Annotated in this window: 25 protein-coding genes; 20 read left to right on the forward strand and 5 right to left on the reverse strand. The window is 47.3% G+C overall.

What is annotated here, in order from left to right:
• The first annotated feature begins 6 nt into the window (after nt 1–6).
• The 8 genes from metQ (at nt 7) to sufB (ending at nt 7,001) form a co-directional block, all read left to right on the forward strand.
• Nucleotides 7–822, forward strand: coding sequence for a methionine ABC transporter substrate-binding lipoprotein MetQ (gene metQ / locus BGM27_RS14055; protein WP_007410087.1), 816 nt, complete (start codon nt 7–9; stop codon nt 820–822).
• A gap of 93 nt (nt 823–915) precedes the next feature.
• The gene (locus BGM27_RS14060) at nt 916–1,293 is read left to right on the forward strand and encodes a carboxymuconolactone decarboxylase family protein (protein WP_031306536.1); all 378 of its coding nucleotides are present in this window, start codon (nt 916–918) and stop codon (nt 1,291–1,293) included.
• Between the two features lie 192 nt (nt 1,294–1,485).
• Entirely contained in the window at nt 1,486–1,638 is a 153-nt protein-coding gene (locus BGM27_RS14065) for a YuzK family famiily protein (protein WP_003151857.1), read from the forward strand.
• Between the two features lie 176 nt (nt 1,639–1,814).
• Nucleotides 1,815–2,600 (forward strand): Fe-S cluster assembly ATPase SufC, encoded by a 786-nt coding sequence (gene sufC / locus BGM27_RS14070; protein WP_003151872.1) that lies wholly within the window; start codon nt 1,815–1,817, stop codon nt 2,598–2,600.
• A 17-nt stretch (nt 2,601–2,617) separates the two neighbouring features.
• Complete coding sequence (gene sufD / locus BGM27_RS14075) at nt 2,618–3,931, forward strand: Fe-S cluster assembly protein SufD (RefSeq protein ID WP_007410088.1); 1,314 nt, start codon at nt 2,618–2,620, stop codon at nt 3,929–3,931.
• Nucleotides 3,931–5,151 carry a cysteine desulfurase SufS gene (gene sufS / locus BGM27_RS14080; RefSeq protein ID WP_007410089.1) on the forward strand — a complete coding sequence of 407 codons (1,221 nt, stop codon included), beginning with the start codon at nt 3,931–3,933 and terminating at the stop codon, nt 5,149–5,151. The genes sufD and sufS overlap by 1 nt, the downstream gene beginning before the upstream one ends.
• Nucleotides 5,141–5,584 carry a Fe-S cluster assembly sulfur transfer protein SufU gene (gene sufU, locus BGM27_RS14085; RefSeq protein ID WP_003151877.1) on the forward strand — a complete coding sequence of 148 codons (444 nt, stop codon included), beginning with the start codon at nt 5,141–5,143 and terminating at the stop codon, nt 5,582–5,584. The genes sufS and sufU overlap by 11 nt, the downstream gene beginning before the upstream one ends.
• Before the next feature lie 19 nt (nt 5,585–5,603).
• Nucleotides 5,604–7,001, forward strand: coding sequence for a Fe-S cluster assembly protein SufB (gene sufB, locus BGM27_RS14090; protein ID WP_007410090.1), 1,398 nt, complete (start codon nt 5,604–5,606; stop codon nt 6,999–7,001).
• Between the two features lie 35 nt (nt 7,002–7,036).
• On the opposite strand, the gene csn is transcribed toward sufB, so the two are convergent.
• Nucleotides 7,037–7,873: a chitosanase gene (csn, locus tag BGM27_RS14095; RefSeq protein ID WP_003151879.1), complete on the reverse strand. Its 837-nt coding sequence runs from the start codon at nt 7,871–7,873 to the stop codon at nt 7,037–7,039.
• A 136-nt stretch (nt 7,874–8,009) separates the two neighbouring features.
• Nucleotides 8,010–8,471, reverse strand: a complete 462-nt coding sequence (locus BGM27_RS14100; protein WP_007410091.1) for a DUF2691 family protein — start codon at nt 8,469–8,471, stop codon at nt 8,010–8,012.
• A 77-nt stretch (nt 8,472–8,548) separates the two neighbouring features.
• On the opposite strand from BGM27_RS14100, the gene BGM27_RS14105 reads away from it, so the two are divergent.
• The 3 genes from BGM27_RS14105 (at nt 8,549) to BGM27_RS14115 (ending at nt 10,843) form a co-directional block, all read left to right on the forward strand.
• Complete coding sequence (locus tag BGM27_RS14105) at nt 8,549–9,250, forward strand: class I SAM-dependent methyltransferase (protein ID WP_007410092.1); 702 nt, start codon at nt 8,549–8,551, stop codon at nt 9,248–9,250.
• Nucleotides 9,251–9,287: 37 nt separating this feature from the next.
• Entirely contained in the window at nt 9,288–10,403 is a 1,116-nt protein-coding gene (locus BGM27_RS14110) for an NAD(P)/FAD-dependent oxidoreductase (RefSeq protein WP_007410093.1), read from the forward strand.
• Between the two features lie 65 nt (nt 10,404–10,468).
• On the forward strand, nt 10,469–10,843 hold the full coding sequence (locus BGM27_RS14115) for a nucleotide excision repair endonuclease (RefSeq protein ID WP_007410094.1): 375 nt from the start codon (nt 10,469–10,471) through the stop codon (nt 10,841–10,843).
• 38 nt (nt 10,844–10,881) lie between these two features.
• Here BGM27_RS14115 and BGM27_RS14120 read toward each other — a convergent pair whose 3' ends face one another.
• Entirely contained in the window at nt 10,882–11,154 is a 273-nt protein-coding gene (locus BGM27_RS14120; protein ID WP_007410095.1) for a DUF1648 domain-containing protein, read from the reverse strand.
• Nucleotides 11,155–11,278: 124 nt separating this feature from the next.
• Between BGM27_RS14120 and BGM27_RS14125 the strand changes: the two genes are divergently transcribed.
• From BGM27_RS14125 to BGM27_RS14135, 3 genes are read left to right on the forward strand one after another with little or no spacing between them, the layout of a single operon-like run.
• The gene (locus BGM27_RS14125; protein ID WP_007410096.1) at nt 11,279–11,809 is read left to right on the forward strand and encodes an SdpA family antimicrobial peptide system protein; all 531 of its coding nucleotides are present in this window, start codon (nt 11,279–11,281) and stop codon (nt 11,807–11,809) included.
• Nucleotides 11,806–12,750 (forward strand): sporulation-delaying protein SdpB family protein, encoded by a 945-nt coding sequence (locus BGM27_RS14130; RefSeq protein WP_007410097.1) that lies wholly within the window; start codon nt 11,806–11,808, stop codon nt 12,748–12,750. Before BGM27_RS14125 ends, BGM27_RS14130 begins: the two co-directional genes overlap by 4 nt.
• A complete protein-coding gene (locus tag BGM27_RS14135; protein ID WP_007410098.1) occupies nt 12,743–13,333 on the forward strand; it encodes a sporulation delaying protein family toxin in 591 nt (196 codons plus the stop codon). Before BGM27_RS14130 ends, BGM27_RS14135 begins: the two co-directional genes overlap by 8 nt.
• Before the next feature lie 33 nt (nt 13,334–13,366).
• On the opposite strand, the gene BGM27_RS14140 is transcribed toward BGM27_RS14135, so the two are convergent.
• Complete coding sequence (locus BGM27_RS14140) at nt 13,367–14,293, reverse strand: MerR family transcriptional regulator (RefSeq protein ID WP_007410099.1); 927 nt, start codon at nt 14,291–14,293, stop codon at nt 13,367–13,369.
• A gap of 196 nt (nt 14,294–14,489) precedes the next feature.
• Here BGM27_RS14140 and BGM27_RS14145 point away from each other — a divergent pair, with 196 nt between their 5' ends.
• The 5 genes from BGM27_RS14145 (at nt 14,490) to BGM27_RS14165 (ending at nt 19,486) form a co-directional block, all read left to right on the forward strand.
• Nucleotides 14,490–15,476: an SIS domain-containing protein gene (locus BGM27_RS14145; RefSeq protein ID WP_007410100.1), complete on the forward strand. Its 987-nt coding sequence runs from the start codon at nt 14,490–14,492 to the stop codon at nt 15,474–15,476.
• A gap of 73 nt (nt 15,477–15,549) precedes the next feature.
• The gene (locus BGM27_RS14150; protein WP_032865287.1) at nt 15,550–16,815 is read left to right on the forward strand and encodes an ABC transporter substrate-binding protein; all 1,266 of its coding nucleotides are present in this window, start codon (nt 15,550–15,552) and stop codon (nt 16,813–16,815) included.
• Nucleotides 16,816–16,839: 24 nt separating this feature from the next.
• Nucleotides 16,840–17,730: a carbohydrate ABC transporter permease gene (locus BGM27_RS14155; RefSeq protein ID WP_020954308.1), complete on the forward strand. Its 891-nt coding sequence runs from the start codon at nt 16,840–16,842 to the stop codon at nt 17,728–17,730.
• A gap of 3 nt (nt 17,731–17,733) precedes the next feature.
• On the forward strand, nt 17,734–18,618 hold the full coding sequence (locus BGM27_RS14160; RefSeq protein ID WP_007410103.1) for a carbohydrate ABC transporter permease: 885 nt from the start codon (nt 17,734–17,736) through the stop codon (nt 18,616–18,618).
• A gap of 13 nt (nt 18,619–18,631) precedes the next feature.
• Nucleotides 18,632–19,486 (forward strand): PfkB family carbohydrate kinase, encoded by an 855-nt coding sequence (locus BGM27_RS14165; protein WP_007410104.1) that lies wholly within the window; start codon nt 18,632–18,634, stop codon nt 19,484–19,486.
• A gap of 24 nt (nt 19,487–19,510) precedes the next feature.
• Here the strand turns inward: BGM27_RS14165 and frlR are convergent, their stop codons facing one another.
• Entirely contained in the window at nt 19,511–20,239 is a 729-nt protein-coding gene (frlR, locus tag BGM27_RS14170; RefSeq protein ID WP_007410105.1) for a transcriptional regulator FrlR, read from the reverse strand.
• Between the two features lie 155 nt (nt 20,240–20,394).
• Between frlR and BGM27_RS14175 the strand changes: the two genes are divergently transcribed.
• Nucleotides 20,395–21,501: an ABC transporter ATP-binding protein gene (locus tag BGM27_RS14175; RefSeq protein WP_007410106.1), complete on the forward strand. Its 1,107-nt coding sequence runs from the start codon at nt 20,395–20,397 to the stop codon at nt 21,499–21,501.
• The last annotated feature ends 30 nt before the right edge of the window (nt 21,502–21,531 follow it).

Raw genomic sequence — 21,531 nt, forward strand, 5'->3', positions numbered from 1 at the left:
TTTACATTGAAAAAGATTGTATTAAGTGCGCTGCTGCTTGTGTTCGCGGGAGTTTTGGCCGCCTGCGGATCAAACGGCTCGAATAAAAAGGAAATCGTCGTCGCCGCGACAAAAACACCGCATGCTGAAATCTTAAAAGAAGCGGAACCGCTCTTGAAGGAAAAAGGCTACACATTAAAAGTAAAAGTGCTGAACGATTACAAAATGTACAACAAAGCGTTAGCTGATAATGAAGTGGATGCGAACTACTTCCAGCACGTTCCTTACCTTGAACAGGAAATGAAGGAAAATAAAGATTACAAACTCGTGAATGCCGGAGCCGTTCACCTTGAGCCATTCGGAATTTACACGAAAAAATACAAATCACTGAAAGACCTGCCTAAAGGCGCGACCATCATCATGACTAACAATGTCGCTGAACAAGGCCGTATGCTGGCGATGCTTGAAAAAGCCGGACTGATCACACTTGATCCGAAGGTGAAAACGATTGAAGCGACTACGAAAAACATTACGAAAAACCCGAAAAACCTGACATTCAAAAAAATCGCCCCTGAATTAACGGCGAAAGCATATAATGAAGAAGAAGGCGATGCAGTCTTCATTAACGTCAACTATGCGATTCAAAACAAACTGAATCCGTTAAAAGACGCGATTGAAGTGGAATCAACGAAAAACAACCCGTATGCAAACATCATCGCCGTACGCAAAGGTGACGAAAAATCAGAGAAAATCAAAGCGCTTATGGAAGTGCTTCACTCTAAGAAAATCAAAGACTTCATTGAGAAAAAATACGACGGAGCCGTGCTTCCCGTATCTGAATAAAGCGAAAACCCCGGATGAGTCATCCGGGGTTTTTTTCGGGTATTAATCGGAGAACTGTCCATAATAAAAGGGAAGGTTAACTTATTGGAGGGAATGGCAGTGGCTCAATACCAGGATAACGGCAAAAGCGTGCATGACGCGTTAAAACAATACAAAGAAGGTTTAGGCATATTTGAACAAAAAATGCCGATGATGGGGCGGAAGTTTAATGAATTTACTGAACAGTGTTTCTCAGCGGATTCATTAACTGAAAAAGAGAAACAATTAATCGCTCTGGGTATCAGCATCAGCGCTCAAGATGAATTTTGCATGATTTATCATACGAAGGGCTGCCTTGACCAAGGGGCCACAGAAGAAAACATCCTTGAGGTCATCAGCGTCGCGGCGGCATTCGGGGGCGGCGCGGCTCTCAGTCAGGGAGTGACCCTCGTGCAGCAGTGCATTCAGGAATTCGGACATACGACGCATTAGAATGAGCAATCGTGTGAATACCGTTTTTCAGATAAAGCGAGCGCCGGTTTCCGGCACATTCGAAAGGATTCAGGGGCACACACTCTTTGGCCGGAGCAGCGGATCATTGTTACAATAGAAACAAATATATGAAGGGATTGATTCATTATCTGCACCAGCCACGAGAGACTGGACCTTGACTATACGCCTGAAATGGAAAAAGCGATGCAGAAGTCACACGGCATCGGCTACGAGGAATACGGACGGCGTCTTTCAAAAAGGATGGAAGTCGAACGGCAGAGGGAGCTTGAATATCAAAAAAGCAAGTTCCTCGCAGCGCAGCTTAATGAGAAAATCGGTCAGTAAAAAAGGGTGGATTTCCGCCCTTTTTCTGTTTCAAACAGCTTTAATTACGCCTTGATCTTTGATAAACTTTAGGAATGTTCCGGGTAATATAAAAAGTTGTATTTACTTTTCATTTGTTATAAAATTAGAATGAGAATAAATTGAGAATAATGATTATATATTTTGGAGGTATAGATATGGCTGCTTCAACATTAACGATCAAGGATCTTCACGTTGAAATCGAAGGAAAAGAGATCTTAAAAGGTGTAAACCTTGAAATAAAAGGCGGCGAATTCCACGCTGTCATGGGGCCGAACGGTACCGGTAAATCCACGCTTTCAGCAGCGATTATGGGACACCCGAAATACGAAGTTACAAAAGGCAGCATCACGCTTGACGGCAAGGATGTACTGGAAATGGAAGTGGACGAGCGCGCTCAGGCGGGTCTTTTCCTGGCGATGCAGTACCCAAGCGAAATCAGCGGTGTGACAAATGCCGATTTCCTTCGCTCTGCGATTAACGCACGCCGTGAAGAAGGCGATGAAATTTCTCTTATGAAATTCATCCGCAAAATGGACGAAAACATGGAGTTCCTTGAAATGGACCCTGAAATGGCGCAGCGTTACCTGAACGAAGGTTTCTCAGGCGGGGAGAAAAAACGCAACGAAATCCTTCAGCTTATGATGATCGAGCCGAAAATCGCCATACTTGACGAGATCGATTCAGGTCTTGATATCGATGCGCTTAAAGTCGTTTCTAAAGGAATCAACAAAATGCGCAGCGAAAACTTCGGCTGCTTAATGATCACTCACTACCAGCGCCTTCTGAACTACATCACGCCTGATGTCGTTCACGTTATGATGCAGGGACGCGTAGTGAAATCCGGCGGCGCGGAGCTTGCACAGCGCCTTGAAGCGGAAGGTTATGACTGGATTAAACAAGAACTAGGCATTGAAGACGAAACTGTAGGCCAAGAAGCGTAAGCGTTAGGGGGATAATCATGACATTGGAAACGAAACTATCCGTAGATCAGGAATATGTCAAAGGCTTTTCCGAAAAGCATCAAGAACCTGCCTGGCTGAAAAACCTGCGCTTACAGGCTCTTGAAAAAGCTGACGATCTGCCGCTGCCTAAGCCTGATAAAACAAAAATCACAAATTGGAACTTTACAAAGTTCAACAAGCATACAGTAGAAAATGCGCCGCTTGCTTCTTTAGAAGATTTAGCTGATGAAGCAAAAGCGCTGATCGATATCGAAAACGAAGACAAAACGTTATACGTGCAGCGTGACCAAACGCCCGCTTTCCTTTCTCTTTCTAAAGAACTGAAAGACAAAGGCGTCATCTTTACGGACATCTTAACGGCTGCCCGTGAGCACAGCGACCTCGTTGAGAAGTATTTCATGAAAGACGGCGTTAAGGTCGACGAACATAAACTGACTGCGCTTCATGCAGCATTAATGAACGGCGGGGCATTCCTTTATGTTCCTAAAAACGTTCAGGTGGAGACGCCTGTTCAGGCCGTTTACGCTCATGAAAGCAATGACACGGCATTGTTCAACCACGTGCTGATCGTCGCTGAAGACCACAGCTCCGTCACATACGTTGAGAACTACATCAGCACGGTGAATCCGAAAGAAGCTGTATTCAACATTATCAGTGAAGTGGTCACAGGTGATAATGCCAGCGTGACGTACGGCGCTGTTGACAACCTGTCAGCAGGCGTCACAACATACGTCAACCGCCGCGGAGCCGCGCGCGGACGCGACAGCAGAATCGAGTGGGCGCTCGGACTGATGAACGACGGCGACACGATTTCTGAAAACACGACAAACCTCTACGGAGACGGCACATACGGCGATACGAAAACCGTAGTTGTCGGAAGAGGAGAACAGACAGAAAACTTTACGACGCAGATCATCCACTTCGGTAAGGCTTCTGAAGGCTATATCCTGAAGCACGGAGTCATGAAAGATGCCGCATCTTCCATCTTTAACGGAATCGGCAAAATCGAACACGGCGCGTCTAAAGCAAACGCTGAACAGGAATCCCGCGTTCTGATGCTGAGTGAAAAAGCACGCGGAGATGCAAACCCGATTCTTTTAATTGATGAAGACGATGTAACTGCAGGACATGCGGCATCTGTCGGCCGTGTGGACCCGATCCAGCTTTACTACTTAATGAGCCGCGGAATTCCGAAAGAAGAAGCGGAGCGCTTAGTCATTTACGGATTCCTTGCTCCGGTGGTAAAAGAGCTTCCGATTGAAGGAGTTAAGAAACAGCTCGTCTCCGTCATCGAAAGGAAAGTAAAATAATGAATATCACCGATATTCGTGAACAGTTCCCGATCCTTCATCAGCAAGTGAACGGACATGACCTCGTGTACCTTGACAGCGCGGCGACTTCCCAGAAGCCGCGTGCTGTCATTGAAGCAGTGGATCAGTATTACAGCAAATACAATTCCAATGTCCACAGAGGCGTTCATACTCTTGGCACGAGAGCGACAGACGGCTATGAAGGTGCGCGTGAAAAAGTCCGTAAGTTTATCAATGCGAAATCAATGGCTGAGGTCATTTTCACAAAAGGCACGACAACTTCACTGAATATGGTGGCGCTGAGCTATGCCCGCGCCAGCTTAAAACCCGGTGATGAAGTGGTCATCACCCAAATGGAGCATCATGCGAATATCATTCCGTGGCAGCAGGCAGTAAAAGCAACCGGCGCGACTTTAAAATATATCCCGATGCAGGAAGACGGCACGCTTTCGTTAGACGACGTCCGGCAGACTGTCACAAGCCATACGAAGATCGTGGCAGTCGCTCATGTGTCAAACGTGCTCGGCACGATCAACCCGATTAAAGAGATCGCCAAAATTGCTCATGACAATGGCGCGGTCATCGTGGTGGACGGGGCGCAAAGCACACCGCACATGAAAATCGACGTTCAGGACTTGGATTGCGACTTCTTCGCGCTTTCTTCCCATAAAATGTGCGGCCCGACGGGAATCGGCGTGCTGTACGGCAAGAAAGAACTGCTTGAGAATATGGAGCCGGCCGAATTTGGCGGCGAGATGATCGACTTTGTAGGGCTTTATGAATCAACTTGGAAAGAGCTTCCGTGGAAATTTGAAGCAGGCACACCGATTATCGCAGGCGCGATCGGATTGGGAGCCGCGATTGATTTTCTTGAAGAGATCGGACTCGACGAGATTTCCCGGCATGAGCATAAGCTTGCAGCCTATGCGCTTGACCGTTTCGAGCAGCTAGACGGCGTGACGGTATACGGTCCGAAAGAGCGGGCGGGACTTGTGACATTTAATCTTGATGAGGTTCACCCTCATGATGTCGCGACTGTCCTCGATGCTGAGGGCATTGCGGTCAGAGCCGGCCATCATTGCGCCCAGCCGCTCATGAAATGGCTGGATGTATCTGCTACTGCGAGAGCGAGTTTTTATCTGTATAATACAGAGGAAGAGATCGATAAGCTCGCGGAAGCCCTCCAAAAGACAAAGGAGTACTTTACAAATGTCTTTTAATGCAAATTTAGATACATTATACAGACAAGTGATCATGGATCATTACAAAAATCCGCGCAACAAAGGGGTTTTGGATGACAGCATCGTCGTCGATATGAACAACCCGACTTGCGGCGACCGGATCAGACTGACAATGAAGCTTGACGGCGATACCGTTCAGGAAGCGAAGTTTGAAGGGGAAGGATGTTCTATCTCCATGGCTTCAGCTTCCATGATGACGCAGGCGATTAAAGGAAAAGATATTGATACCGCCCTTTCCATGTCTAAGATTTTCTCAGACATGATGCAAGGGAAAGAGTATGACGACTCGATAGATCTCGGGGATATTGAAGCTCTTCAAGGCGTTTCGAAATTCCCGGCCCGGATTAAATGTGCCACCCTTTCATGGAAAGCACTTGAAAAAGGAGTCGCTGGCGAAAAAGGCGGCAATTAAAAGATTGGAGTGAAAATGGATGGCTAAAAAAATGCCTGAAATTGGTGAATACAAGTACGGTTTTCACGATAAGGACGTTTCCATTTTCCGTTCAGAGCGCGGATTGACAAAAGAAATCGTAGAAGAAATTTCACGCATGAAAGAAGAGCCTCAATGGATGCTTGATTTCCGCCTGAAATCTCTTGAGCATTTCTACAACATGCCGATGCCGCAGTGGGGCGGGGATTTAAACTCTTTAAACTTTGACGAAATTACGTATTACGTAAAGCCGTCTGAGCGTTCAGAGCGTTCTTGGGATGAAGTGCCTGAGGAAATTAAACAGACATTCGACAAACTCGGTATTCCTGAAGCTGAGCAAAAATACCTTGCCGGTGTTTCTGCACAGTACGAATCCGAAGTTGTTTACCACAATATGAAAGAAGATCTTGAAGAGCAAGGCATCGTCTTCAAAGACACAGACAGCGCGCTGAAAGAAAATGAAGACATTTTCCGCGAGCACTGGGCGAAAGTCATTCCGCCGACTGATAACAAGTTTGCGGCGCTGAACTCAGCTGTTTGGTCCGGCGGATCTTTCATCTACGTGCCTAAAGGCGTGAAGGTTGAAACACCGCTTCAAGCTTACTTCCGCATCAACTCTGAAAACATGGGTCAGTTCGAACGTACGCTGATCATCGTTGACGAAGAAGCAAGCGTTCATTACGTAGAGGGCTGTACGGCTCCTGTGTACACAACAAACTCGCTTCACAGCGCGGTTGTTGAAATCATCGTCAAAAAAGGCGGCTACTGCCGTTATACAACAATTCAAAACTGGGCGAACAACGTTTACAACCTAGTAACGAAACGTACGGTTTGTGAAGAAAACGCGACGATGGAATGGGTTGACGGAAACATCGGTTCTAAATTGACGATGAAATATCCGGCTGTCATTCTGAAAGGTGAAGGCGCGCGCGGCATGACGCTTTCTATCGCTCTTGCGGGTAAAGGACAGCATCAGGACGCAGGCGCGAAAATGATTCACCTTGCACCGAATACGTCATCCACAATCGTATCAAAATCGATTTCCAAACAGGGCGGAAAAGTAACATACCGCGGTATCGTCCACTTCGGACGAAAAGCGGACGGCGCCCGTTCAAACATCGAGTGTGATACGCTCATTATGGATAACAAATCAACTTCTGATACAATCCCTTACAATGAAATCCTGAACGACAACATTTCATTGGAGCACGAAGCAAAAGTATCAAAAGTTTCTGAAGAACAGCTTTTCTACTTGATGAGCCGCGGTATTTCTGAAGAAGAAGCAACAGAAATGATCGTTATGGGCTTCATCGAGCCGTTCACAAAAGAACTCCCCATGGAATACGCAGTTGAAATGAACCGTTTGATTAAGTTCGAAATGGAAGGCTCCATCGGTTAATAGTAAAACCCCGCCATATGGCGGGGTTTTTTTGTTTATTGAATAGTGAAATTTCCGTATTCGCTTGACCGGACATGAATCGGCCCGTTTAAATTGTAGTTCTTCTCTTTGACAATATCGCGGAAAACGTCGACACGGGCAACCGATTCTCTCCATTCGTCCTGGGTGTCCTCATCTGACGGATTCATCAGATCGTCATAGCGCACATCCAAGAATTTATTGAGCCATTTCTTCTCGTCAGTACCGTCTTTCGGTGACCCGCCCATTTTTTTGTTCGTGCGTTTAATCAGGGCATAAAAGGAGTCTGGATCATCGCCGTCGCCATGCTGAATCACCGTATCGTACATCACTGCTTTTGCCAAGGCCGTTTTCAGTCCGGCATTTTCTGAACGTTTCATCGCCGGCTGATAATACAAGCTGTCATTTACCTTATCTTGGGCAGCGCGGAAGGCTTTATCATTGCCAAGTGAGCGCCAGGCAGAAGCGAATCCTTTCAGATTGCTGATGTCATCGCTTTCGTCCTTCGCAAGACGTCGCAATTCAGGCAAATACTTTTTCAATTTGTTATTTGGCACCGCTTTCGTGTATACTTCGACTACTTCCAGCGCATCTCCGGTAGCCGTCGTAAAGCCGGCCCGCCCGCAAGTGTAACCTCTTCCGTCATCCAACGCTTCAACATATCCGTATTGGATTTCCGTCTTTCCGTTTTCAAAAATGCTGGTCAGCTGTTCCGCCCGGCGCTTCTGATCCTTATTCAGCCCGGCCGCAAAAACCGTACCGCTCATCATCAGGGTAAAAAACATGGTGAAAATAAGTGACGAAACCGCCGTCTTCTTCCAAAAACCTGCTTTTTTCTTCAAGCTGATTTTCATTGCCATACCCCTTTCATATGTAAGTTACGCACTCAGTATACATGAGGGGGTTGTTTTTTTGTTGAAAACACACGAATTTGTCAATATTTTGAATCCTAAGCCCTATCAGGCGCTTCATAAAAAGAACGCACCTTCATCAGACAGACAATCCCGTTCTCGCGTCATTCTCATCTGTAACATAGTCAACGCGGAGAAATCCGCATTGTACAGCCTGCTGATAAAGGGCTTCGAGCATATCCGGATCTTTGCAATATAACGTTACATACGAGCAATCTGCGATGAGAAGCACAAGTTCACAGGAACTCTCCAAATACTCCTCGTACGTATTGATTTCCGTTACCATCCCGCCCGGGAAAGCTTTCAATTCAGCAAAAATCATATAATAAGGGTTTCCTTCCAGACGCTGACGGAGTTCTTGACCCTGAATGATGCGCTGATTTTGCGGAAACAGGTCTGTATCGGTGTCTTCTTTGAATTCCGTATACGCCTCTCCATCACCGATAAACCACGTATAGGAAGAGATGGGGAACGGTTGTAATATATCTGCCGCAAACCGTCCGAATTGATTTGGGATGTCAAAAGTAATGCCGCGTTTCATATGGTCGTATCTCCTTTTGGCTTTTGCTAGAATAATATGGTATACCATTTGGATAAATATTGAAAGGGGTGGGTGTTATGACAACACGATACGGAATTGATGCGCCTTATGGAGCGTTTGGATTTATCTTTATTGCGCTCCTTTATGCCGCAGGCACGTTATACGGCATGATTCCTCCTTACTGGGGCTGGCTGACGGGCACCTTGTTTTTATTGCTCGGTCTTTGGATGCTCTTGTATTCAACGGCCATTAAACTTTTACACCGCCATCGCATTCTTGCGCTATCCGGTTTAAAGCCGGACATGAAGGTGCTTGATGTCGGTACGGGGCGGGGGCTATTAGCCATCGCCGCGGCTCAAAAAGGCGCTGACGTCTCAGCGATTGACAAATGGTCAAGCTGGGACCTGGTCGGAAACGGAAGAGACGCATTTGAAAAGAACAGACAGGCTGAAAGAGCGCCGGAAATTGATTTGTATGACGGACTGGCGCAAGACATGCCGTTTCCTGATGAGACGTTTGATCTTGTCATTTCGCATTTTACCGTACACAACATTTCAGGCAGAAAAAAGAGGGAACGGGCGATTGCGGAAATGGTGAGGGTGCTGAAGCCTGGCGGCATTTTGGCCGTGTCAGATATAAAAAATACATCACAATACAGAGAGATTCTTGAGGAAAACGGCTTTCAGACAAGAACGTATTCCTTTTATTATACGTTTCCGTTTTCGAAACTCATCATTGCTGTCAGGACTCCGGTAGGAACCGGGCGCTCCATTTGTTAAAATAAATAAGACAAAACAGATAGAAAAGGTGTTATACATGAAGTCTTATTTGATTATCGGGGCCGGCATTCTCGGTGCTTCCGCGGCTTATCATCTCGCAAAGGCCGGGGCGGATGTAACGGTCATTGACCGGAAGCACCCGGGGCAGGCGACTGACGCCGCGGCGGGGATCGTCTGCCCGTGGCTGTCACAGCGCCGCAATCAGGCATGGTATGCGATCGCAAAAGGCGGAGCCCGCTATTATAACCAATTGATACAGCAGCTTGAAGCTGATGGAGAAACAGAAACCGGTTATCAAAAGGTCGGTGCTGTCAGCCTCCATACGGATGAAAAAAAACTCAGCCAAATGGAGGAAAGAGCTTATAAAAGAAGAGAGGACGCCCCTGAAATCGGTGACATTACAAGGCTGACTCCGGAAGAAACGAAGGCGCTGTTTCCCGCGCTGTCGGAGGAATACGGGGCGGTTCATGTCAGCGGCGCGGCCCGGGTGAACGGGAGGGCGCTTCGTAAGGCGCTGTTAAATGCGGCCGTTAAGCACGGAGCGGCTGTTTACAATGAAGAAGCGTCAATATTGACAGAGGACGGTGCCGTCATCGGTGTGAAAACCGCAGAACGCACGCTTACTGCCGACCAGGTTCTCGTAACGGCCGGCGCTTGGGCGAGAGAGCTGCTTGAGCCGCTCGGCATCCGTTTTTCAGTATCATACCAAAAGGCGCAGATCGTTCATTTAGAGCTTCAGGGAGAGGAGACGGGCGGCTGGCCCGTCGTCATGCCCCCAAACGATCAATACATTCTCGCCTTTGACAGCGGCAGAATCATAGCGGGCGCGACTCATGAAAACGATACCGGCATGGATTTGCGGGTGACGGCCGGCGGTCTCCGCGAGATTTTTGACAAAGCATTAACCGTGGCGCCGGGGCTTTCAGACAGTACTATGATAGAGACAAGAGTCGGTTTCAGGCCGTTTACTCCCGGTTTTCTTCCCGTCATCGGCAAAGTGCCGAATATCAGCGGACTCCTCGTTGCCAACGGGCTGGGCGCCTCAGGGCTGACGAGCGGGCCGTATCTGGGGGCTGAACTGGCGAAACTCGCGCTCGGGCAGCAGACGGAAATTGATTTGAGCCTTTATGATCCGGCCGGGGCGCTTGAATAAAAAATAGCTTTTGGCGCATTCTTATGATAGGATGGAGCTTTAATGAATAAGAGGACGTGACCCATTTGATAAAAATAAACCTTCCTGCTCCTGATGTAACCATTACGGAACGGCAGCAGTCACCGTCGGAGAATGAACCGGCGATTAAAGCGATTTACGGTTTCATTGATTTTCACCAAATTCCGAGAGACAAAGGCGGCATCTTTATGTTTTATAACATTCATGATGAGCTGCTGTTTGTCGGGAAAGCCCGTAAATTAAGACAAAGAATCAAAAAGCATTTTGAAGACAATGTGTCGCCTGTTAAACATCACAGGGACGAAGTGTATAAAATTGAAGTATGTGTCGTAAATGATCCGATGGAAAGGGAGATTTACGAAACGTACGCGATCAATACCCTTCAGTCGAAATACAACATTGAGAAAGTATTTTATAAATAAGAAAAACCGGAGCTTAAGGGCTCCGGTTTTCTTTATGTTTACAGTGCCAGCCACATCACGGCAATATGCACGATCAGCAGACAGTAAACGACGAGGAATAGCTGGACGACCTTTTTTCTGAATAACATGCAGATCATCATGAGCACGGGAAAAATCAGGACGCCGGCCGTTTTATTGATTGATGTATTCGGACGGTTCGACACGTCATAGTGAATGGCCATATCAGCAGGAAGAAACGGATAAAACACAATCGACAGAATAAAGGCGAGAACTACAGCTCCCCACAGCACTTTATCATTCATCAAAAACATATGAACACTCCCTTTTTTACATATAATAGTATATTAGTCCGAAAAATCTAATTTATCAATATTTTACCTGTTGATTGGTGTATAATCATGTCAATGAAATTTCCATACGCTAGGAGGGTTTCAATTGACTGACAAGAAGCAAACCAGCATGTTTTCATTCTTTCTTTTTATCATGGCCGCCTGGATCATCGTTTTGTTTTTTACCGTCATCGCGGCACTGCCAAGCTCCGCCATCCAATTAACCAAGCATCAATCCAAAACCGTTTCCATGATTTATCCGCAAAGCTGGGGATTTTTCAGTAAAGATCCGAGAGAAGACAGCTTGAATATCTATCTTCTTGATGCCGATGAGGAGCTCAGATGGCCGAATAATTCTCTGAAAAATGTCATCGGCTTAAACCGCTACGGCCGGACGCAAGGGATAGAGCTCGGCCTTATGCTGGAAAAGCTGCCTTCCAAAGAGAAGTGGAACGACTTCACGACTGGCCAAGACATTAAGGATACCACATTTTTGAAAATGAAAAATGAGTCTCCCTCCCCAAGGCTGAAAGGGAAAATGATCATTACATATGAACGCATTACCCCATGGGCATGGAGCCAGCATACCGAAACGAAAAGAACCATCCAAAAATACATCGGAGTGGATGTCAATTGATTCAGGATGCAAAAAAGCAGCTCACCTTATGGATGATGAAGAATCCGCCTTGGACAAATGTGTACGGGCTTGCCAGAAGCTTAATCGCGCTCGGCACGCTGCTGACATTGCTGTTCAATCCGGCGTCTGTCTTCTTCAAAACGCAAAATCAAATGCTCAGTTTTTCCGACACGTTCAGCCTGTTTCTGCTGTTTCCCGATTTCCGTTACATTGAGATCGTCAAAGCCGTTTGTATCTGTATGTTAATCCTTGTCGTCATTGGCTGGCGGCCGCGAATCACCGGTTTTTTTCACTGGTGGATTTCGTACAGCTTCCAAAACTCCGCCGTTACCCTTGACGGAGGAGATCAGGTGGCTGCCGTTTTTACACTGCTGCTGCTCCCGCTGACATTAACCGATCCGCGGAAATGGCACTGGTCTCCGTACGAGGCGTCTTTTGAGAAAAGACCGCTTGAGCCTTATTACCGCTCCTTATGCTGGGCGACACTGACAATCATCAGAATACAGGTCGCGATGCTGTACTTTAACTCTGTCATTGCCAAACTGATGGAAGAAGAGTGGCAGAACGGAACCGCCGTTTATTACTATTTGAACGATCCGATGCTGGGTCTGCCGGATGCGCTTCACGGTCTGTTTGACTTTATCCTGCAGTCCAAGCTTGTCGTCATCCCGACTTGGGGCACGCTCATTGTGCAAACCATTATGTTCTGCGCTTTGTTCGCTCCGAAAACATATTGGCGTCTGATATTGTTTATCTCCATTTTTATGCACGAAATCTTTGCCGTTATGCTGGGGCTTACCTCGTTTTCCATTACGGTGGCTGGTATTTTGGTCCTGTTTTTGGTGCCGGCAGAGAAAACAGTAGCTTTGAACCATTACAATCCCCTTTTTATCAGATACAATTTTTTCAATAAAAGGAAAAGGAGGAAATTATTTGGTTAAAAGCAAGAAGTCCGCAGCTGCCATGATGCTGGTGTTTGTTTTAATGGTCGCATTAGTCGGCCCGCATGCCGCGGCGAAAACTGAGCCGTCGGTCTCTTATTCGGGTGAAGACATTTTTTCCGGCATCTTTTTCGGACAAGGTGAGGTCGCAAAACTCCTTCCTGAAGTATGGGATACCAAGGCTGTCAAAAAGATTGATCAGGATGAATTAAAGCAAGTTTCCGATCAGGTGATCGCTGATATTAAAAAGTCATCGCCGGATTATTTTAAAGAGTTGAAAGCGGCGGTCTACAGCGGCGATTATGAGAAAGTGAACAGCGTCATTGATCAAGGTTCGCAGATTATGGCGAAAGTGCTGAAAGAAGAGTTTGACAAAAAGAGCATGGACAAAGGAAAATCAACGGCCATCGGCCAATGCGCAACGGCTGTATGGGTATTTTTAAACGCGGCGGCCGCCATTGAGACGATCGCTCTTGCGGTAGCGGCCATCATTTTGACAGTAGCAAGCGTTGACGAAGATTCCGACTTAGGAAAAGAGCAGCTCATCGCTAATGTCGTTGACCGCATTAACGCGCAGCACTGAGGCTGAAGAAAGAAAACGCTAAGGAGACGAACCTTAGCGTTTTTTTGATTGAAGCATCTGTTTTAAATATGCTTCTGAATCAAAGCCGAGTTCCTCGTCGGCTTCTTTTTTCAGTTCAAGCTGAAGTCGCACGTACGTGTCATATTTCGGGCTGAGCTTTTGAAGAAGATTGCTGAAAGGCGATCCCTCCTTCAGCGCGGGCAGATCAGAAGCTGATTCTCCGACCTTGATCAGGCTTTCCCTGTATTCTTCATCTGTCTGCACTCTTTTCACAAGCTGAATGATGATGTTTTTATGAGTGTCCCAAGTGGCGGGGTCTCTCTCCAAAATCCGCTCGATAAATTGATCATGCTGTACTTTGTGCTGCTGGAGCTGAGCCGGATCCTCCTTGCCGACCAGCTGCATCATCGGGTGTGCAGCCGGAACTTCTTCCATATCATCCAATACTTTAATAAGCTCCGCCCATATCGTTTTTTTCTCATCTGTATCAATAGAAAAGTCGAGGAACGGTTCAAACAGCGCGGCGATAAATTCTCCGAAATCTCCCGGGAACAGTTTTTTCAGCTGAAGTCCCATATACTTCGGTTCATCTATTTTGACCTCGCCGATATCATGCAGAATTGAATCGACATTTTCCGCATCTTCCACGCGCTTGATCAGCATTTCAGTCAGTTTCCGTTCCTGCTCAAGCTCTTCAATCTGCCGGCTGAGCTTTTGATGCTGCTGGCGCAGTATATCATGCAGACTGCTGCCCTCTAAGAGGAACGCTTTAATATCGCTTACAGACAGTGCCAGCATTCGGAGGGCGGCAATCATTTTCAGCGTATTCACGTTCTGAGCGGAATACTCACGGTATCCGTTATCAGGGTTTTTGCTGACGGTGATTAAACCTTCCTGCTCATAATATTTGATGGCTTTTTTCGTGAGACCCGTCTGTCTGGCGGCTTCTTTTATATTCATTCTGAATCACTCCCTGTTTTTCATTCTAAACGTGTCTCTAAGGGTCAGGTCAAGAGAGGGCGGGAAATAAGACGGGTTTATTTTATATTTTAGAAATTTCAGAAAATATGATTGACAACGCACCTTTGTTGCGATTAATATAACGTTATATAATGTTATATAACGTTATATAATAAAACACTGAGGAGTGAAGGATTTGAGTCAAACTGCCGCACAAGTGAATCACAAAGTTCAGGCTTTCTTGGATGATCTGAAAGGAAAAACGATTGACCACGTCTTTTTCGTCGCTTGCGGGGGTTCTTCAGCCATTATGTATCCGAGCAAGTACGTGTTTGACAGAGAGGCGAAAGCCATCAGCTCTGATCTCTACAGTTCAAATGAATTTATTCAGCGCAATCCCGTTCAGCTCGGAGAGAACTCTCTCGTGATTTTATGTTCTCAGTCAGGCAATACGCCGGAAACGGTGAAAGCCGCCGGTTTCGCCAGAAAAAAAGGCGCGCTTACGATTGCGATGACCTTTGAGCCTGATTCGCCGCTAGCGAAAGAAGCCGAATATGTCGCGGTGTATGACTGGGGTGAGAATGCACAGGCGATAAATACGAATTACGGGGTTCTGTATCAAATCGTGTTCGGCGCTTTACACGTGCTGGAAAACCATCCCGCGTTTGAGTCGGCGATCGACGGACTCAATAAGCTCCAGACCGTATATGACAAAGCGCTTAAACAAGAAGCGGATCACGCAAAGGCATTCGCGAAAGCCCACGAAAAAGAAGATATCATTTACACGATGGCAAGCGGTGCGAACTACGGCGTCGCTTACTCCTACAGCATCTGCATTCTCATGGAAATGCAATGGATTCATTCCCACGCCATTCATGCCGGAGAATATTTTCACGGACCGTTCGAAATCATTGATGAATCCGTTCCATTTATTATCCTGCTCGGCTTAGACGAAACAAGACCCCTTGAAGAGCGGGCGCTTTCCTTCTCAAAAAGATACGGCAAAAAACTGACTGTGCTTGATGCGGCAGCATATGATTTTTCCGGAATTGACGATTCTGTAAAAGGCTATCTGGCTCCTCTCGTATTAAACCGGGTGCTCAGAAGCTATGCGGATGCGCTGGCGGAAGCAAGGAACCATCCGTTAAGCCAGCGGCGTTACATGTGGAAAGTCGAATATTAAGAACGCGCATTATATTTCACCGGACTATAATGATATATAACGTTATAGTCCGGTGACAAAGGAGGAAAAGCATCTGAAAAAGCTCATCTGCCTGTTCGTTCTGTTAGCCGTATGTCTGTCAGCCGCCGCCTGTTCAAGCCAAAGCAGTTCCTCTGACGGAAAAGTGACTCTGAAGTTTTTTCACAGGTGGCCGAAGGAGCCGGAAAAAAGCTATTTTGAAGAAGCGGTCAAAGAATTTGAAGCCGCTCATCCGGATATTCATATCCAAACGGAAGCGGTCTTAAACGATTCTTATAAAGACAAGGTGAAAGTCATGCTCGGAACAACGAGCCCCCCTGATATTTTCTTTTCATGGAGCGACCGGTTTGCTTATAAATTCATCAAAGGAGATAAAGCCCTCGATCTGTCGTCTTACTATCAGCAGGATAAAGATTGGTCCTCACAGCTTGTGCAGTCACAAATCAAACCTTTTACGCATGACGGAAAACAGTACGGTGTTCCGTGGCAAATGGACGCTAAATCATTCTTTTATAATAAGGACATTTTTAATTCATTACATTTGAAGCCCCCGGCGACATGGGATGAACTGATCACAGTCTCTGAGAAATTGAAAGAGAACGGATATATTCCGATCAGTTTCGGAACAAAAGCGCCTTGGACCATTTCTCATTATATCGGGACGCTGAACCAGCGTATGGTGGATGAAAAAACGCGGGCGAAGGATTACAGCCCGGAAACCGGGGAGTTTACGGACGAAGGCTATGTCAAAGCGCTTGAAAAGCTTCAGGAACTTCTGCCGTACTTTACAAAGCACGTGAACTCCGTTGATCACGAATACGTGCGCCAGCAGTTTACGAGCGGCAAAGCGGCGATGATTTATGCGGAAACGGCAGAAATTAAGCTCGTCGAACCGGTCAATCTGGGCTTGTTTCCTTTCCCGAAAATCAGCGGCGAAAAGGGATCTCCCCGTGCACTGACCGGATCTCCGGAAGGATTTATGATTTCCTCAAAAACGAAGCACCCGAAAGAAGCCATGGAATTTCTTCAGTTTTTAACCTCGAAAAAAATGGGAGAGAAGCTGATAAAAGACGTCGGTAAATACAGCGCGGTTCAGGGAACGGCGACAGAAAACAATTCCACCCCGATCCAGCGTGAAGCCGTGCAGGATATCGTCCGCGCCGAAACAATGGTGCCGTGGTTTGATATGGATGTTGACGTTGAAATCGCCGATGTGTATGCGGCAGGCGTTCAGCAGATGCTCGGCGGCACAATGACACCGCGCGAGGTGATGAATTCCGTGCAGAAAGCGGCGCGTCAAGTCAAAGCGTCATCTGAATAGAACAGATTTCTTTGGAGAAAGGAGATGAGGATTTCCTTGGTCAGCCGAAAACGTTTCATTCCGTATCTGTTTCTCGCGCCCGCGCTGATTTTTCTGCTGTTCGTTTACATTCCGATTATTGAGAATGTGTTTTTCAGTCTGTTTGAATGGAGCTCATTTCAACCCGAAAAGACGTTTATCGGTTTGAAAAATTATATTGACCTGTTTCACGATCCCGTATTTTTTACAGCGCTCCGCAACAATGTGCTGTATGCGGTCATATCGCTGATTTGCCAGGTTGGCGGCGGCTTAATTCTGGCGGCCGTGCTGGAAGACAGATTGGTAAGAAAATGGTCGCCGTTTTTCCGCACGGTCTTTTTTCTTCCGGTCGTCATTTCCATGACCGTCATTGCGCTGTTGTTTGATTTTATTTATAACCCGGAAATCGGGCTTTTGAATCAGCTGCTGGAAGCCGTCGGACTTGATGAACTGACCCGGGCGTGGCTGGGCGATGAAAACACCGCTATGCTTTCTGTCATTTTTGTGTCTCAATGGCAGTCTGTCGGTTACATCGCCATGCTGTACATTGTCTCGATTCAGAGCATTCCTGCTGAATTATATGAATCGGCGCAGCTGGACGGAGCCGGAAAAATCCAGCAGTTTTTTCACATTACGGGGCCGCAGACGAAAGAAATGTCGTTTGTTGCCGTGGTGATGACGCTGACCGGCGCATTTACCGTATTTAATGAACCGTATATTCTGACCGGCGGAGGGCCGGGCAATGCTTCAGAAGTGCTGAGCACATTTTTGTATAAGAGCGCTTTTACAAAGGATATGATGGGCTACGCTTCTGCGATCGCGACGGTGGTGCTTTTGCTGACGCTTGCTCTGTCGCTTATTCAGATGAAATTCTTTAAGACCGGAAAGGAGGAGTAGCCGATGCTTCCTGAAAAGACGGACTTGCGTCATGCCCGTCAGGCCGTCAGAACAGGCGGAAAACCGAGAAAATGGTATGTCGGGGAAACGTCCGTGTGGCTGTTTCTCTTTATCTACCTCATTGCCGTTGCATATCCGCTGTTATGGATGGCGGTCAGCGCCTTTAAAAGCTCGGATGAGATTTTTGAGCACAACTGGTCGCTGCCCTCTGTCTGGCATCCCGAAAACTTCGTATCCGCATGGAACCAAGGGATTTCCGCTTATTTTATGAACAGCGTCATTGTGACCGTGCTGACTTGTCTCATCACCGTATTTGTGAGCGCCTGGGCGGCATACGGGCTTGCCCGTTTTCAATTTAAAGGAAAAGGGTTTGTGCTGATCATTTGTCTTGGCGGCTTGATGCTGACGCCGCAGGTCAGTCTTGTGCCGCTGTACTCCATTATCCAGTCATTGGGACTGTACAATACGTATTGGGCATTGATTCTTCCGTACGCCGCCTACCGTATTCCGTTTACCGTGATTCTGATCCGTTCCTATTTTTTGTCGATTTCCAAAGAGCTTGAGGAAGCTGCCTATCTGGATGGATGTACAAGTTTCGGAATTTTTTTCAGAATATTCTTACCTATGAGCGTGCCGATTCTGGTGACATCAGGCATTTTGACGGCTTACCATACATGGAATGAGTTTATGTTTGCGATTATTTTTATCGATGATGAAAATTTACGGACGATTCCGGCCGGGCTGATGCAGTTCAGAGATGCGCTGCAGACGGATTGGGGCGTGCTGCTGGCCGGGCTGACGATTTCTGCTGCTCCGATCATCGCGCTGTTTTTATTGATGCAGAGATATTTTATCCGCGGCATTGCTGCGGGAAGCGTGAAAGGATAAGGAGGATGAAAAGATGAAACTGATAGCGGCCGGAGATAATGTAGTAGATTATTATCAGGATCAGGAGACGTTTTACCCGGGCGGAAATGCGTTAAACGTAGCCGTGCTTGCCCGGCGCTTAGGCCACGAAACTTCTTATATCGGGATTCTCGGCAGTGATGAAGCGGCGGATCACGTATTGAATGTGCTGAAACTGGAAAAGGTGAATGCCGATCTGATCCGCCGGGCATACGGAGAAAACGGGATGGCGGTCGTCACGCTTGATGAAAGAGGGGACAGGATATTTGCCGGATCAAATAAAGGCGGCGTGCAATCGCGTCTGACACTCGCTTTTCAGGAGAATGACATCTCATTTATCGCCGGACATGATCTGCTGCATACGAGCGTATACAGCAGGATAGAACGTGACCTTCCGATGCTGAGCGGCCATGTGCTGATTTCCTTTGACTTCTCTGTAAAACGTGACGAAGCCTATTTAGAAGCGGTCTGTCCGTACGTGACGTATGCGTTTTTTTCCGGGAGTGATTTGAGTGAAAGTGAATGTATGCGGCTTGCCGAAAAAGCCCGCGGTTTCGGAGCGAAAATCGTCTGTCTGACAAGGGGAGAACATGGCGCGGTGTTATCGGATGGGGAACGCGTCTATCATCAGCCGGTGGTAAGAGCTGATATAATAGATACATTGGGCGCGGGTGATTCTTTTATCGCCGGGTTTCTTACCGATTTCTTCGAGCATCAGGATATTCGGCGAGCGCTTACTGCGGCCGCCGGGACGGCTGCCAAAACATGCGGAGGGTTCGGAGCGTTCGGTTACGGGCATCCCTACAGGCCGGGCGGCGGGAAAAGCAGTGAAAAAACGAGAATACGATAAGCATTGTCTCGTTTTTTATACTTGTTACGCATAGGGACTGTTAATGGTAAACGTGACGCGGTCGGTATGCATTACAAACAGCGAGCTGTATATCGGCTTGTCTTTTGACATAAAAGCGGTTTTGTCAATTTCAAAAAGCGCATCCCCGATATCACAAGCCAGATAGCGGCTTTCTTCCTGCTTGGCGTATACGACATTTAACAGCTTCGTATTATGGGTGGGCACCACCTGATAGTGCTGTTTCAAAATGTCATGCATCGACACGCCGCCTTTAATATGCTTGCCGATGTCGGGAAATAAACTGAGCGGATAGTGGGCGATTTCGAATGAGAGCGGCTGGTCGTCGTGAAATAAAATGCGTTTTAATTCAAGAACGGGACTTTCGGAAGCGACGCGAAGTTTTTGGGCGATGGATTTAGGCGCTTCGATGATTTCATGGGAAAGGATCTGGTGTTTCGGTTTTTTCCCCGTTGATTCCATAAATTCAGAGTAGCCGTTGACCGCGATGAGCTCCCGCTTCAGTTTAGGGCTTTTAACGAACGTTCCTTTTCCCTGCTGCCGGACGAGCCAGCCTTCTTCCACAAGATCAAGGATGGCCTTCCTGACCGTTATGCGGCTGACGTTGTACGTTTCGCACAGCTCATTTTCAGTCGGCAGTTTTACGGACGGCGAATAAACGCCCTTCTTGATATCGTCCGCGATAATTTGTTTCAGCTGAATATATAAAGGTTTCGAGCTCCCGTTATTTAACAATGGGACGGACCTCCTTTGTCAAGTAGTAGTACTATTATATGTATTATGACGTTATAATACAAATTTGCTTTTCATTTATGAATCTATCAGAAACCCCGAACATTTTTAACATAACAGAAAGATGTGGCGGTTTCCAGTATTGGAGGAGGTTTCGAATGGCATCATTAACATTTGACCATATCAAAAAAACATACGGCGCCCAATCGGCGGCAGTGAAGGATTTTCACTTAGATGTAAAAGATGAGGAGCTGCTGGTGCTAGTCGGTCCCTCCGGCTGCGGCAAATCTACGACACTCAGAATGATTGCCGGACTAGAGAGCATTTCTGAAGGGAAGCTTTATATCGATGGAGACACGGTGAACGATCTGCTCCCGAAGGATCGCGATATCGCGATGGTTTTTCAGAATTACGCGCTGTATCCCCACATGACGGTGTTTGATAATATGGCGTTCGGCTTGAAGCTCAGAAAGCTGCCGAAAAAAGAAATCGCAGAGCGAGTCCGGACGGCCGCTGATATTTTGGAAATCGGGCATCTGCTCAAGCGGAAACCGAAGGCTCTTTCAGGCGGACAGCGGCAGCGGGTTGCGCTCGGCCGGTCGATCGTGCGGGAGCCGAAAGTGTTTCTGATGGACGAGCCGCTTTCCAACTTAGATGCGAAATTGCGAGTGACGATGCGCGCCGAAATCAGCAAGCTCCATCAGCGTTTGAAAGCGACCATCGTTTATGTGACGCATGATCAGACGGAAGCGATGACAATGGGCGACCGGATTGTCGTGATGAATGAAGGAGATATTCAGCAGGCCGCAAGCCCCCATGAGATTTATCATTATCCGGCGAATCTGTTTGTGGCGGGTTTTATCGGTTCTCCGAGTATGAATTTTATAAAAGGCGCCCTTGAAGAAAGTCACGGGCAATGGTATTTTGCCGGTTCGTCCGTTCGTCTGCCCATTCCGAAAGAAAAAGCGGCCGTTCTTGTGCAGAAAGGATACAGCGGTAAGGAGATGATTGCGGGGCTGCGTCCGGAGCATTTGACGCTTGCCGGACAATCAGAGCACCCGCCTGAAGCGGTGTGCCGCGCTGTGGCGGAAGTATGTGAAAACTTAGGCGCGGAGATGTACGTTCATGCGGTGAACGGAGATGACCGCATGACGATCCGTCTTGACGGCGCTTCACAGGTGAAACCCGGCGATGCCATTCTCCTTGCGGTCAATATGAACCGGGCCGTCTTTTTTGATGCCGACACTGAAAACGCCGTATATTGAAAAAGGGAGCCTGATGATCGGGGCTCCCTT

It is taken from the genome of Bacillus sp. FJAT-27001, from assembly GCF_019039175.1.
In the GTDB taxonomy this organism is placed as follows: domain Bacteria; phylum Bacillota; class Bacilli; order Bacillales; family Bacillaceae; genus Bacillus; species Bacillus velezensis.

Bases quoted from the DNA above. Each gene is read 5' to 3' on its own strand.
- BGM27_RS14060 (WP_031306536.1), top strand. From the start codon at position 916: ATGGCAGTGGCTCAATACCAGGATAACGGCAAAAGCGTGCATGACGCG.
- BGM27_RS14065 (WP_003151857.1), top strand. From the start codon at position 1,486: ATGGAAAAAGCGATGCAGAAGTCACACGGCATCGGCTACGAGGAATAC.
- sufC (WP_003151872.1), top strand. From the start codon at position 1,815: ATGGCTGCTTCAACATTAACGATCAAGGATCTTCACGTTGAAATCGAA.
- sufD (WP_007410088.1), top strand. From the start codon at position 2,618: ATGACATTGGAAACGAAACTATCCGTAGATCAGGAATATGTCAAAGGC.
- sufS (WP_007410089.1), top strand. From the start codon at position 3,931: ATGAATATCACCGATATTCGTGAACAGTTCCCGATCCTTCATCAGCAA.
- sufU (WP_003151877.1), top strand. From the start codon at position 5,141: ATGTCTTTTAATGCAAATTTAGATACATTATACAGACAAGTGATCATG.
- sufB (WP_007410090.1), top strand. From the start codon at position 5,604: ATGGCTAAAAAAATGCCTGAAATTGGTGAATACAAGTACGGTTTTCAC.
- csn (WP_003151879.1), bottom strand. From the start codon at position 7,873: ATGAAAATCAGCTTGAAGAAAAAAGCAGGTTTTTGGAAGAAGACGGCG.
- BGM27_RS14100 (WP_007410091.1), bottom strand. From the start codon at position 8,471: ATGAAACGCGGCATTACTTTTGACATCCCAAATCAATTCGGACGGTTT.
- BGM27_RS14105 (WP_007410092.1), top strand. From the start codon at position 8,549: ATGACAACACGATACGGAATTGATGCGCCTTATGGAGCGTTTGGATTT.
- BGM27_RS14110 (WP_007410093.1), top strand. From the start codon at position 9,288: ATGAAGTCTTATTTGATTATCGGGGCCGGCATTCTCGGTGCTTCCGCG.
- BGM27_RS14120 (WP_007410095.1), bottom strand. From the start codon at position 11,154: ATGTTTTTGATGAATGATAAAGTGCTGTGGGGAGCTGTAGTTCTCGCC.
- BGM27_RS14140 (WP_007410099.1), bottom strand. From the start codon at position 14,293: ATGAATATAAAAGAAGCCGCCAGACAGACGGGTCTCACGAAAAAAGCC.
- BGM27_RS14155 (WP_020954308.1), top strand. From the start codon at position 16,840: ATGAGGATTTCCTTGGTCAGCCGAAAACGTTTCATTCCGTATCTGTTT.
- BGM27_RS14160 (WP_007410103.1), top strand. From the start codon at position 17,734: ATGCTTCCTGAAAAGACGGACTTGCGTCATGCCCGTCAGGCCGTCAGA.
- BGM27_RS14165 (WP_007410104.1), top strand. From the start codon at position 18,632: ATGAAACTGATAGCGGCCGGAGATAATGTAGTAGATTATTATCAGGAT.
- BGM27_RS14175 (WP_007410106.1), top strand. From the start codon at position 20,395: ATGGCATCATTAACATTTGACCATATCAAAAAAACATACGGCGCCCAA.